The 13,488-nt window shown below is 56.7% G+C and carries 11 protein-coding genes; 1 reads left to right on the forward strand and 10 read right to left on the reverse strand.

What is annotated here, in order from left to right; genetic code table 11:
• From ABWQ00_RS14795 to ABWQ00_RS14840, 10 genes are all read right to left on the reverse strand, one after another.
• Positions 1-956: GTP-binding protein (locus tag ABWQ00_RS14795; protein ID WP_353239426.1), on the reverse strand; the 956-nt coding region annotated here is incomplete at its 3' end.
• A gap of 13 nt (positions 957-969) precedes the next feature.
• Positions 970-1,950: a tRNA pseudouridine(55) synthase TruB gene (gene truB, locus ABWQ00_RS14800; RefSeq protein WP_353239427.1), complete on the reverse strand. Its 981-nt coding sequence runs from the start codon at positions 1,948-1,950 to the stop codon at positions 970-972.
• A 2-nt stretch (positions 1,951-1,952) separates the two neighbouring features.
• Positions 1,953-2,327, reverse strand: coding sequence for a 30S ribosome-binding factor RbfA (gene rbfA, locus ABWQ00_RS14805; RefSeq protein WP_019427889.1), 375 nt, complete (start codon positions 2,325-2,327; stop codon positions 1,953-1,955).
• Positions 2,328-5,288, reverse strand: a complete 2,961-nt coding sequence (gene infB / locus ABWQ00_RS14810) for a translation initiation factor IF-2 (protein ID WP_353239428.1) — start codon at positions 5,286-5,288, stop codon at positions 2,328-2,330.
• A 26-nt stretch (positions 5,289-5,314) separates the two neighbouring features.
• Positions 5,315-6,799 carry a transcription termination factor NusA gene (gene nusA / locus ABWQ00_RS14815; RefSeq protein ID WP_353239429.1) on the reverse strand — a complete coding sequence of 495 codons (1,485 nt, stop codon included), beginning with the start codon at positions 6,797-6,799 and terminating at the stop codon, positions 5,315-5,317.
• Between the two features lie 69 nt (positions 6,800-6,868).
• Entirely contained in the window at positions 6,869-7,432 is a 564-nt protein-coding gene (rimP, locus tag ABWQ00_RS14820; RefSeq protein WP_353239430.1) for a ribosome maturation factor RimP, read from the reverse strand.
• A gap of 162 nt (positions 7,433-7,594) precedes the next feature.
• Positions 7,595-9,196: an ABC transporter ATP-binding protein gene (locus tag ABWQ00_RS14825; RefSeq protein WP_353239431.1), complete on the reverse strand. Its 1,602-nt coding sequence runs from the start codon at positions 9,194-9,196 to the stop codon at positions 7,595-7,597.
• Positions 9,193-10,248, reverse strand: a complete 1,056-nt coding sequence (locus ABWQ00_RS14830; RefSeq protein WP_353239432.1) for an ABC transporter permease — start codon at positions 10,246-10,248, stop codon at positions 9,193-9,195. The genes ABWQ00_RS14825 and ABWQ00_RS14830 overlap by 4 nt, the downstream gene beginning before the upstream one ends.
• A complete protein-coding gene (locus ABWQ00_RS14835; RefSeq protein WP_353239433.1) occupies positions 10,245-11,282 on the reverse strand; it encodes a microcin C ABC transporter permease YejB in 1,038 nt (345 codons plus the stop codon). The genes ABWQ00_RS14830 and ABWQ00_RS14835 overlap by 4 nt, the downstream gene beginning before the upstream one ends.
• A gap of 3 nt (positions 11,283-11,285) precedes the next feature.
• Positions 11,286-13,166 carry an extracellular solute-binding protein gene (locus ABWQ00_RS14840; RefSeq protein WP_502908153.1) on the reverse strand — a complete coding sequence of 627 codons (1,881 nt, stop codon included), beginning with the start codon at positions 13,164-13,166 and terminating at the stop codon, positions 11,286-11,288.
• A 37-nt stretch (positions 13,167-13,203) separates the two neighbouring features.
• On the opposite strand from ABWQ00_RS14840, the gene ABWQ00_RS14845 reads away from it, so the two are divergent.
• On the forward strand, positions 13,204-13,488 hold a 285-nt coding region (locus ABWQ00_RS14845), incomplete at its 3' end, for an SDR family oxidoreductase (RefSeq protein WP_353239435.1).

Genomic DNA, 13,488 nt, shown 5'->3' on the forward strand with positions numbered 1-13,488 from the left:
TTCACGCAGAAGTTCATGGTCAGCGTGGGCTCGTCCACCTTGAGCATGGGCAGCGGTGTGGGCTTGAGCGGGTCGGTCACCGTGACACCAATGTTCAGGTCGGCAATGCCGTTGATCAAGACAATCTCGCCCGGGCCGGCTTCGGTCACTTGAACGCGGTCCAGACCCTGGAAGGTCAACACCTGGTTCACTCGGCCTTTGATGGTCGATCCGTCTGGGCCTTCCATGATCACCACGTCCATGTTGGGCTTGATGGTACCTTGGCTGATGCGGCCTACGCCAATGCGGCCGACGAAGGTGGAAAAATCTAGGGCAGAAATTTGCAATTGCAGGGGGGCTGCAGGGTCACCCGAATTGGGCTTGACGTGCTTGAGCACAGTGTTGAACAGAGCCGACATGTCGGGACCCCATTGCTCTCCGGGTGCGCCCTCTTCCATCGATGTCCAGCCATTGATACCGGATGCGTACACGACAGGGAAATCCAGCTGTTCGTCGTTCGCACCGAGTTTATCGAACAGGTCAAAAGCGGCGTTGACCACTTTGTCCGGATTGGCACCAGGTTTGTCGACCTTGTTCACCACGACGATGGGCTTGAGGCCCAAAGCCAAAGCTTTCTTGGTCACAAAACGTGTCTGAGGCATAGGACCTTCTTGCGCATCGATCAACAGCACCACACCATCGACCATGGACAAAGCGCGTTCGACCTCACCACCGAAGTCCGCATGGCCGGGGGTGTCCACGATGTTGATGTGCGTGCCTTCCCAGCTCACAGCGCAGTTCTTGGCCAAGATGGTGATACCGCGTTCACGTTCGATGGCGTTGTTGTCCATCACGGTGTCCACGATTTTCTCGTGTTCAGCAAAAGTGCCCGACTGTCTTAGCAGTTGGTCCACCATGGTGGTTTTGCCATGGTCAACGTGGGCGATGATGGCGATGTTGCGGATTTGCTTGGTCATGCTTTCTCTTCCTTTAAACCTGCTCGGCCAGCAACGGCTCAAATGCAGGTGAACTTTCTAAAATCTGTTGAATTTCCATCGGGCTCAACAATCGCCCCGGAATCAATTCGCCACCTTGCACACTGGCTGTTCCCAGCAAGGCACGAGGATGTTCTCCATACACGGCGACTTGATCACAATCACCCCACGGGCCGACTCTGCGCACCCCATTCAAAAAACGATCTGTGCTGTCTTTGTCGAGCTGCACCTCGGTGTAACCCGGCAACAAGACATCCACCGCTTGCAATGCAGCCAAGCGCTGGATCTCGTCCATAGCCTCCAGCTGCACCAATGACACACAATCTGTCTCTGCAAAAGGCCCCGTGACCACACGTCGCAAAGCGCTCAAATGGCCACCACAACCCAATGATTCGGCGATGTCTTCGCCCAGAGTGCGGATGTAAGTGCCTTTGCTGCAACGCACACGCAAACGCAAAAAAGGCGCATCGCCTTGCAGTTGCATCTCCAACAAGTCCAAATCATGAATCACCACGTTGCGCGCTTTGCGTTCAACGGTTTCGCCCTCTCGGGCATATTCGTACAAGGCCTTGCCGTCCTTCTTCAAAGCGCTGTGCATCGGCGGCACTTGGCTGATGGGGCCCATGAACCGGTCCAAAACTTCGACAACCATACCCGGTGTGCATGACACTTCCCGGGTTTGAGTCACTTCACCTTCAGCATCAGCGGTGCTGGTAGTCAGGCCCAATCTGATGGTGGTTTCGTAAGTTTTGTCGGCATCCAGATGCTGTTGGCTGAATTTGGTAGCGGCTCCAAAACACAAAGGCAGTACGCCCGTGGCCAAGGGATCCAAGGTGCCGGTATGCCCCGCTTTTTCAGCCCGCAACAACCATTTGGCTTTTTGCAAAGCCTGGTTGCTGGAAAGACCCAGCGGTTTGTCGAGCAGCAGCACCCCATGCACAGGGCGCCGCTGCACCCTTGTGCGTGGCGCGTTCATGCTCAGTCCTCCTGGGCGCGAGACGAGACGGCCTTGGCGATCAATGCATTCATGTCAGAAGCACGCTCAGTGGTGCGGTCAAACAAAAAGTGCAATGTCGGCACGGTGTGGATGTGCAAACGCTTGAACAAACCATTGCGCAAAAAACCTGCGGCCGCATTCAATCCTTCGGTCGCCTCTTCCGGGTTGCCTGTCAAAACACTGAAATAGACCTTGGCGTGTGCGTAGTCGGGCGTGACCTCGATGGCATTGATCGTGACCATGCCCACACGCGGATCTTTCAATTCGCGCGCAATCAACTCGGCCAGATCGCGCTGGATCTGGTCGGCCACGCGGAAACCGCGGTTGGGCACAGAGGACTGCTTTCGACGCACCATTTACAGCGTTCTCGCAATTTCCTTGACGTCGAAGAATTCGAGTTGATCACCTTCTTTGATGTCGTTGTAGTTCTTGAGTTTGATACCGCACTCGAAGCCTTCTTTGACTTCGCGCACGTCGTCCTTGAGGCGCTTGAGCGAGTCGAGTTCTCCGGTGTAGATGACCACGTTGTCTCGCAGCAGACGGAATTTGGCATTGCGGGTGACTTGACCCGAAGTGACCATACAACCTGCAACGGTACCGATCTTGGAGGCTACGAACACGGTCCGGATTTCGGCCATGCCCATGATTTCTTCCCGCTGCTCTGGGGCCAACATGCCCGACATCGCGGCCTTGACCTCATCCACAGCGTCGTAAATGATGTTGTAGTAATGCAGGTCAACGCCATTGCCTTCCGCCAACTTGCGCGCGCCGGCATCGGCACGCACGTTGAAACCGATCACGATGGCTTTGGAGGCGATCGCCAGGTTGATGTCCGACTCGCTGATGCCACCCACGCCGGAGTAAACCAGCTGGACTTTGACTTCTTCGTTGGACAGCTTGAGCAAGGAAGCAGCCAAGGCCTCTTGAGAACCCTGCACGTCGGCCTTGATGATGATCGGCAGCATCTTGACTTCACCCGCAGACATGTCGGTGAACATGTTCTCGAGCTTGGCCGCTTGCTGTTTGGCCAGCTTGGTGTTTCGAAATTTGCCTGCGCGGTAAGTCGCGATTTCGCGGGCACGGCGCTCATCACCCATGACCATGAATTCGTCACCGGCTTGTGGCACTTCGGTCAAGCCCTGAATTTCAACAGGGATCGATGGACCCGCCGACTTGATGGCAGCGCCATTTTCGTCCAGCATGGCACGCACGCGGCCAAAAGTCTGACCTGCCAGCACCACGTCACCCGTGTTCAAAGTACCGGACTGAACCAAGATGGTGGCCACAGGACCCCGTCCCTTGTCCAGGCGCGCTTCGATGACCAAACCCTTGGCGGCGGCTTGCACTGTCGCTTTGAGTTCGAGCACTTCAGCTTGCAGGAGCACTTGCTCCAACAGATCGTCGATGCCCATGCCGGTTTTGGCCGACACGGAGACAAAAGGCGACTCGCCGCCGAATTCTTCGGGTACGACTTCTTCAGAAATCAACTCCGCACGCACGCGCTCGATGTTCGAATCGGGCTTGTCCATCTTGTTGATGGCGACCACGATGGGGACTCCTGCCGCTTTCGCATGTTTGATGGCTTCCTTGGTTTGCGGCATCACACCGTCGTCACCAGCCACCACCAGGATGACGATGTCGGTGGCTTGAGCGCCACGGGCACGCATGGCCGTGAAGGCCTCGTGACCGGGTGTGTCTAGGAAAGAGATCATGCCGCGAGGCGTCTCGACGTGGTAAGCACCAATGTGTTGCGTGATGCCACCGGCTTCGCCCGAAGCCACTTTGGCGCGTCGGATGTAGTCCAGCAGCGAGGTTTTGCCATGGTCCACGTGGCCCATGACGGTGACCACTGGGGCACGCGGCAAAGATTCGGCTTGTTGGTCCAACACTTCGTCGTCGGTGAAGGCCTCGGGATCATCCAGCGCAGCCACCACCGCTTTGTGACCCATTTCTTCCACCACGATCATGGCGGTGTCTTGGTCCAAAGGCTGGTTCATGGTGGCCATTTGGCCAAGCTTCATCAGATGCTTGATGACCTCGGAGGCCTTGATGGCCATTTTGTGGGCCAACTCGGACACGGTGATGGTCTCAGGTACGTGAACTTCAAGCACGCGAACTTCGGTCGTCGCCTGCTGGTTTTGGGCCTCATCACGGTCGCGGTCGTTGCCACGTCGACCGCGGGGGCCGGTGCGCCAATTGTTACGACCTACGCCACCACTGGTGTCACCACGGGTGGGAATGGCTTTCTTTTTGGCAGGATCACCTGCCCAGCTGGAAGACAGCTTGGCGGATTTGACTTCTTTGTTGGCACCCGGCGAAGCCGGTGCGGCGGCTTGCGCAGCGGCTGCACGTGCACCAGGAGCAGGCGTTCCTGCTGGTTTGTGCAAAGTGCCTTTGACGGCCGCCTTGGGTTCGACTTTGGGTTCGTCTTTTTTCGCGACCAAAACCTTTTTGGGCGCATTCATCATGCTGCGAATCGCTTCGGCTTCGGCCAAAGCTTTGCGACGGCGAGAGTCCAATTCTTGAGCGCGCGCAGTTTCCTCATCGGCTTTGGCTTTGGAATCGGCAGCAGCTTTGAGAATAGCCGCCTCTCGGGCTGCTTGATCGGCCTTCAATTTGGCGGCGGCAGCGTCTGCAACCTCGGCGGCCTTACTGACCGCTTTGTCCTCTGCGGCGACCACAGACGTGGGTTTGGTTTGCGAGGCAGCGTTGATGCTGGCCGCTTCTGCCCGGGCCAATTGCTCGCGGTCAGCGCGGCTCAATGCCGGTTTGTCGCCCGCTTCACCGGCTGCCAAAGCCGCTTCAGCCAAAGCCTTGGCGTCTGCCTGCGCCTGAGCCTCCTGGGCGGCCATTTCAGAACGCTGCTGGGCCTCTTGGGCCTCACGCTGGCGTCGCATTTCAGCCAATTCTTGTTCTTGACGGCTGATCAGTTCGGCTTGATGCCGGGCTTCTTCCTCACGACGGGCCAAGTCGGCATGGTCCACCACCGGCTCATCAACCACCGCGCTCGGTTCATCGTCGCGTTTGAGCACCGTGCGTTTTTTGCGCACTTCCACTTGAATCGTGCGGGCTTTGCCCGAAGCATCTGCTTGCTTGATCTCGCTGGTGGATTTCTTGACCAAAGTGATCTTTTTGCGGTCGGCCGTGACGGTGCCATGGCTGGTCTGCAAGTAACTGAGCAGCTTTTGCTTGTCAGCGTCTGTCAGAACGTCGCTGTCAGAGGCTTTTGCAACGCCAGCAGATCGCAATTGATCGAGCAAAACGTCGGCTGATTTTTTGAGTTCATTGGCGAACTCGGCAACAGTGGTACTGGACATAATTTTGTTCAAGACTCCATCAGGCTTCAGGCCTCGCCAGCGAACCAATGTTCGCGGGCTTTCATGATCAGGGCGGTTGCCTCTTCGGCTGTCTGAGCGGTGATGTCGGTCAATTCATCGGTCGCCAAGTCAGCCAGGTCATCACGGGTTTGAATGCCCGCTGCCACCAGCTTAGAAATCAGCTCAGGCGTCAAGCCCGGCAGGTCGCGCAGATCTTGAGACACGTCTTCGACGCTTTCTTCACGCGCAATTTCAAGGGTCAGCAAGGCGTCTTTGGCGCGCGAGCGCAGTTCGTTGACGGTGTCTTCATCGAAGCTTTCAATCTCCAGCATTTCTTGGATCGGCACATAGGCCACTTCCTCCAAGCTGGTAAAACCTTCACCAATCAAAATGTCGGCGATTTCTTGGTCGACATCGAGTTTTTCCATGAACAACTGGCGGATGCCGGTGGTTTCTTCGGCTTGCTTTTGAGCGGACTCCGCCGCGTCCATGATGTTGATCTTCCAACCCGTGAGGTCAGAGGCCAAGCGCACGTTCTGGCCACCACGGCCAATGGCAATCGCCAAGTTTTCTTCATCCACGACCACGTCCATGGCGTGTTTTTCTTCGTCCACCACGATCGATTGCACGTTGGCGGGCGCCAGAGCACCAATCACAAACTGAGCGGGGTCCTCGCTCCACAACACGATGTCCACGCGTTCGCCAGCCAACTCGTTGGTGACGGCGTTGACGCGGGTGCCACGTACGCCGACGCAAGTGCCAATGGGGTCAACACGTTTGTCGTGCGACAAGACCGCGATCTTGGCGCGCGAACCTGGGTCACGGGCGCAAGTTTTGATCTCCAGCAGGCCTTGCTCGATCTCGGGCACTTCCTGACGGAAAAGCTCAATCATGAATTCAGGGGCCGAACGTGACAACAAAATGGGCGCACCACGCAAGGTCAAGTCCACTTCCATGATCATGGCCCGAACTCGGTCACCGCTGCGCAGGTTTTCCTTGGGGATCATCTCGCTGCGTCTCAAGCGGCCTTCAATGCGGCCAGACTCGCAGATGATGTCACCCTTGTCCATGCGTTTGACGGTGCCCACAAAAATCTTTTCACCGCGCGACATGAAGTCGTTGAGCAGCATCTCGCGCTCGGCGTCACGGATCTTTTGCAAAATCACTTGTTTGGCGGCCATGGCGCCAATGCGGCCAATCGGCACCGACTCGATGGATTCTTCGATGTACTCATCGACCTCGATGTCGGGGATTTGCTCTTGCGCTTCGAACAACAAAATTTCTTGTTCGGGCAATTGCAGACCGGCTTCATCGGGCACCACGTGCCAGCGGCGAAAGCTTTCGTAATTGCCGCTGTCACGGTCCACAGCCACCCGAATGTCCACCTCACCAGCGAACAATTTTTTGGTGGCTTGCGCCAAAGCGGCCTCTACCGCACCAAAGACAACATCGCGCTCCACGTTTTTTTCACGTGAGATGGCTTCGACCAACATCAACATTTCGCGATTCATGACTTAACTCTCCTGTTCTAGCGGGCCCGATCAGTGGGCCCCAAATACTTGATCAAAAAAAGGCAACCCTCAGCTGTCCGGTTTGGACTTTCTACCCTTGAAGTCCACCACTGGCGCAAGGCGCGCCTCGCGCAATTCATCGAGTACGAATCCCAAGGCATTGAGGGGCGGCGGAATTCTTTTTTTACTGACTTTTTGGCCGGGCTTGACGGGAGGCGCATCGCTCCAGACGATTTGCCATGCCAGACCAGCGGCGTCACGCTCCAGCGTGCCGCGAAATTTTTTACGCGTGGGGTTGACCATGCCACCCGCTTTGTCACCCATGGGCACCTTGAGGGTGATGTCGATCAATTCCCCCGCAAATCGCTCAAAGTCTTGTTCATTGCGCAGCGGACGATCAATGCCCGGCGAGGAAACTTCCAGACGGTTGTAGCTCACACCGTCCACTTCGAGCGCAAACTGCAATTGACGGTTGACTTTTTCGCAGTCTTCGACGTTGATGAAAAGCTCAGAGCCAGGGGTCCACGGCCAATCGATCGTGATGCGCAATAAACCGCCCGCTGTGCGGTCAATCTCGACCAGGTCATAACCCAGTCCAGTCACGGTTTCTTGAACAATTTGCTGCAATGCCACAGAGCTTCAGAATGTCGGTGTTAAAAAGTGAGACCCAAAAAAAACGGGCGGTGAAAACCCGCCCGTTTGGTCGTGAAGCCGTAATTCTAGCCGATAAATCGTTGTAAGTGTGTGATTTTCAAGGTAATCATGCCCACTGGACCTCGATTTGTTCAGGTCAAATCAATCGGGAAAGGCTTGCACCAAAGTACGGGTGTATTCGTGTTGGGGACTCCCCAGAACTTGGTCAGCGGCACCCTGCTCGACCACGCGGCCTGACTTGAGAACCACCACCTGATGCGCCATGGCACGCAAGACATCGACGTCATGGGTGATCATTAAATACGTGGTTCCTCGCTTTTTTTGCACAGTTTGTAGCAATTCTAAGATTTGCTTTTGAACGGTCACATCCAATGCACTGGTCGGTTCGTCCAGCACCAAAAGCTCGGGCTCCACGACCAATGCACGTGCCAATGCGATGCGTTGACGCTGGCCACCCGAAAAAGCATGGGGGTAGCGGTTGAGCAGATCGGCAAAAGACTCACCGACCAAGCCGACCTCGGCCAAGGCTTCACGCACACGCTGTTCGGTTTGCGCTGGGGTCCAGTGCGGATGATGCAAACGCAGGCCTTCCGAGACGATTTCACCCACGGTCATGCGTGGCGACAAGCTGCCATAGGGGTCTTGAAAAACCACTTGGACCCGACGACGCAAAGCTTTGTCCAAAGCTGGACGGCCACGCCATGTTTGCCCACTGAAAGATAGTTCACCTGAAAAAGGAATCAAGCCCAAAACAGCTTGTGCCAGGCTCGATTTGCCCGAGCCGGACTCGCCCATCACACCCAAAGTGCTGCCTGCTTGTATTGAAAAATCTGCACCCTGCAAGGCGGTGAAGTGGTGCTTTTGAAACCAGGCTTTGAAGCCGGGCACTGCCATGGGGTAACGCACCTGCAATTGACTGGCTTGCAAAATCGGCAGATTTTGCGCATTGGGCATGGGCACCAAGCCAGAACGGCTGGGCCGACTGGACAACAATCGCTGCGTATAAGGGTGCTGGGGCTGATCAAACACCGCTTGCAAATCGCCTTGCTCGACGATGTGGCCCTTTTCCATCACCGCCACCCGGTGAGCGAAGTGGCGCACCAGAGCCAAATCGTGCGTGATCAACAACACAGCCATCCCGGTTTTTTGCTGGAGATCGGCCAGCAGCTGCAGCATCTGAAGGCGCAAGCTGGCGTCCAGCGCGGTGGTGGGTTCGTCTGCCAACAGCAGCTTGGGCTCGGAGGCCAAGGCCATGGCCATCATGGCGCGTTGGCGTTGACCGCCTGACAACTGATGCGGAAAGGCCCCAAAACGCCGCTCAGGGTCATCGATCCCGGTTTCGGACAACAAATTCACGGCCCGCGCATCGGCGTCGCGCCGGGGCAAAAGCTTTTTGAGTTGCAGCACTTCCGAGATTTGCTGACCCACCGTCAACAAGGGATTCAGCGCCGTCATCGGCTCCTGAAAAATCATGGCGATCTCGTCACCACGGATGCTTTGCATTTCCTTGGGTGTTTGCTGCAAGAGGTCATGGCCTTGCCAAAGGACTTGACCCGACAATTGCGCTGACTCGAGCAACCGCAGCACCGACAGCGCCGTGACCGACTTGCCAGACCCAGACTCACCCACCAAGGCGACGCGCTCTCCCGCCTGAATGCTCAGGTTCACGCCGTGCACCACGGTCTGGTCGCCAAAGGCGATGCGCAGATCTTTGAATTGCAGCAAAGCTTGGGGCGCGCTCATGCATCCACCTTTCGGGGGTCGAGCGCGTCGCGCAAAGCATCGCCCATGAAGGTCAACAGCAGCAAGGTCACCACCAGCACCACAAAGGTGGACAGAGAGATCCACCAGGCGTCGATGTTGTTTTTGCCCTGAGCCAAGAGTTCGCCCAAGGAGGGTGTACCGGGTGGCACGCCCAGGCCCAGAAAGTCCAACGAGGTCAGGGCCAAAATGGCGCCGCTCATGCGAAACGGTAAAAAAGTCACCACCGGGGTCATGCTGTTGGGCAGCACATGCCGCCACATGATTTGCCAGTGGCCCAGACCCAGCGCCCGTGCCGATTTGACGTAATCGAGTTGGCGGTTGCGCAAGAACTCGGCCCGCACATAGTCGGACAAACCCATCCAGCCAAAAAGACTGAGCAATAAAAGCAAAAGGCCCACACTGGGCTCGAACACGGCCGAGAAGATGATCAGCAAATACAGCTCCGGCATGGCGCTCCAGATTTCAATGAAGCGCTGAAACACCAAGTCGGTCTTGCCCACAAAAAAGCCCTGCACTGCGCCGGTCAACACACCCAACACCACACCGAAAAAAGTCAGGGCCAAAGCAAACAACACCGACACCCTGAAGCCATACAACAAGCGCGCCAACACATCGCGTCCCCTGTCGTCCGTGCCCAACCAGTTATGGCCCGTAGGCGGCGCAGGGTTGGGCAAAGGGGCGAAATAGTCGAGGGTGCTGTGGTGGTAAGGATTGGGGGCCTGCAATGCCCAGTTGCCGTCCTTTTTCAGTTGCTGCTGAATGAAAGGGTCTAGGTAATCCGCAGGCGTCTCAAAGTCTCCGCCAAAGACTTTTTCTGGCAATTTCTGGACCACAGGGAAATACCACTGACCTTCAAAGCGCACCACCAAAGGCTTGTCGTTGGACAAGAACTCGGCACCCAGGCTGAGCACAAACAACGTCACAAAAATGATCAGGCTGCCAAAGCCCAGGCGGTTGCGACGAAAGCGCTGCCAAGCACGCGCCGAAGGTGAGGCTTGCGCTGGCGAAGAGGATGGGGCTGTGGTGCTCATTTGTCGAACTTCACACGCGGGTCCACCCAGAGGTAACACAGGTCACTGATCAGCTTGGTCACCAGGCCAATCAGGGTGAACAAATACAAAGTGCCGAGCACCACCGGGTAGTCCCGACGGATCACCGCCTCATAACTCAACAAGCCCAGCCCATCGAGGGAGAACAAGGTTTCGATCAGCAAAGACCCGGTGAAAAAAGCACCGATGAAAGCCGCCGGAAACCCCGTGACCAGTGGGATCAAGGCATTGCGCATGACATGGCGGTACAGCACCCGGTTCTCGCTCAGGCCCTTGGCGCGGGCCGTCAGAACATACTGTTTTCGGATTTCTTCCAAAAATGCGTTTTTGGTCAGCATGGTGATCACGGCAAATGAGCCCAAGACACTGGCCGTCACGGGCAAGGCAATGTGCCACAAATAATCAACCACCTTGGCGCCCCAGCTCAGCTGCTCCCAGTTGGACGAGGTCAGGCCGCGCAGCGGAAACCACTGCAACTGACCTCCAAAAATGACGAGCAAGGCCACACCCAGCACAAAGCCGGGAATCGCATAACCCACCAGCACCAGCAAACTGGTGAGCGTGTCAAAGCGCGTGCCCGCCCTAACGGCCTTGGCGATGCCCAAAGGCACGGAAACCAGATAACTCAAGAAAAACGTCCACAAGCCCAAGCTGATGGACACTGGCAGCTTCTCCTTGATCAGGCTCCAGACATCTTTGGGGTAGAAAAAACTCTTGCCCAGATCAAACTGCGCAAACTGTTTGAGCATCATCCAAAAGCGCTCTGTGGGTGGTTTGTCAAAGCCGTACAGCGTTTTGATTTCGGCGATGCGAGCGGCATCCACACCTTGTCTGCCTCGGTAGCCGCTGCCCGCAGCAGCAGCGCCCTCCCCACCCGTGTCCCGGCCTTGCAGTTGAGACACCATTTGCTCAACAGGCCCACCCGGCACAAACTGGATGACCACAAAAGTCATCAGCAACACCCCGAACAAAGTCGGGACCATCAGCAACAAGCGTTTAAAAATATAGGCCAGCATGGTTCAGGGTGCCTTTTTGCCAGCTTGAGCCGCAGTTGAGGGCGTTGCATCGGGCGACCACCACACGGTGGTGACCAGTTTTTCAGGCTGGTAAAACCGAGGCAGTTCGGCCGGGCGCGCAAAAGCATTGGCCCGCCAGGACACCCGGTGCACTGCGCCATACCAATGTGGCACCACGTAATGCCCGTGGCGCAGCACCCGGTCCAGCGCTCGCAGGCTGGTCACCAGATCAGGCCGTGACGTGGCGCTCACCACCTTGTCCAGCAACGCATCCACAGCCGGGTCTTTCAGGCCGATCACGTTGCCCGATCCCTCCACGTCGGCCGATCGGCTGCCGTAGCGCTCGAGCAACTCGGTTCCGGGCGCTTCGCTGCCCACAGTGCGGTTGCTGACGATGTCAAAGTCGAACACGTCCATGCGTTTTTGAAGCAGCGCAAAATCGATCACCTTGTACTGAACTTTGATGCCCAGTTTTTCCAGATTTTTGGCAAAGGGCGTGACCACGCGCCCCATCGAGCCCGAACTGTCCAAAAACTCGATGCTGAAAGCTTGGCCTTTGTCGTTGCGCAAAGCGCCATCGCGGTAGACCCACCCGGCTTCTTTCAGCAAATCACGCGCCTGGCGTAAATGGTCACGCAGGGTGCGGCCCGAGGCCGGATCCAGCGCAGTTTCTGGTGGTTGCGGCACATCCTGTTCAAACACAGCAGCAGGCAGCTTGGAACGCAAGGGTGTGAGCAAAGCCAATTCGTCGGGGCCAGGACGCCCCTTGGCCTCGAAATCACTGGCCACAAAATAGCCACGGACCCGGCTGTAGGCGTTGTAAAACAGTTGCCGGTTCAGCCATTCAAAGTCCATGGCCAGCGCAATGGCTTGGCGCACCCGGACATCTTGGAACTTGTCGCGGCGCGTGTTGAACAAAAAGCCCTGAAAGTCACCCGCGTTGCCATGCACCAATTCGGCCTTGATCAAATCACCCCGATCGAACGCGCGACCTTTGAAGGCTCTGGCCCACTCACGCGCAATGAAAGACTGCATGTAATCGAACTCGCCGGCCTTGAAGGCTTCAAGCTGGGCGGTGCTGTCCTTGTAGATTTTGTAGGTGATGCGGTCAAAGTTGAATTGCCCCTTGCGGACATTCAAGTCACGTGCCCAGTAGTTTGGGTCACGCTCATAAGTGATGTCCTTGCCGAACTGCACTCGCCCGATGCGGTAGGGACCTGACGCAATCGGGATGTCCATCACCATTTGGTCCAGCGGTTTGAGCACGCTACCCTCCAGCCCCCACTTATGACTGAACACCGGCAAGCTGCCCACGATCAAGGGCAACTCACTGTTGGGCCTGACAAAATCAAAGCGAATGGTTCGTTCGGCCAGCACCGTGGCTTTTTTGACTTCCCCAAAAAAAGTGCGGTACTGGGGCGCTGCCTGCTTGCTGGTCAATCGCTCGAATGAATGGCGCACATCGGCAGCCAAAACAGGGTCACCATTGTGGAAACGGGCCGCTGGGTGAATCTGAAACGTCACCGACAAACGGTCAGCCGCGACTTGAGTCTCCAAGGCCAACAAACCATAAGAGGTGGTGGGCTCGTCCATATTGCCCACCAGCAAAGTGTCAAACATCATGCCCAGCATGGACGGCGGGGCACTCCCCTTCAAGGTGAAGGGGTTGTACTTGTCAAAACTCGATTGCCGGGTGGGCGGCACCAAAACAATTGCGCCCCCTTTGGGTGCGGCGGGGTTGACGTGCGAGAAATGCGAAAAACCGGCGGGGTAACGCACATCACCAAACTGCGCGTAGGCATGGGCAGCCCAGACGCTCCCGGAGGTAGACAACCCAAGGGCCAGCAAGCAGTGTGTCCAGAAAAAGGCCAAGGGTCTTCGCATGCGACAATTCTGCCCACATTTTTCAGGAGTTGAAGGCATGACCACAAAAACAGGATTTCTATCGGGAAAAAAGCTGCTGATTACTGGCGTGCTGTCCAACCGCTCGATCGCCTACGGCATTGCCAAGGCCTGCCATGCACAAGGTGCGGAATTGGCGTTCAGCTATGTGGGTGAGCGCTTCAAAGACCGAATCACCGAATTCGCGGCGGATTTTGACTCCAAGCTGATTTTTGATTGCGACGTGGGCAGTGATGAACAAATCGACAAGCTTTTCACCGACCTGTCGGCCACCTGGCCCAAGTTCGACGGTTTTGTGCATGCC

Origin of the sequence: Limnohabitans sp., assembly GCF_040400975.1 — a bacterium.
Classification (GTDB): Bacteria; Pseudomonadota; Gammaproteobacteria; order Burkholderiales; family Burkholderiaceae_C; genus Limnohabitans_A.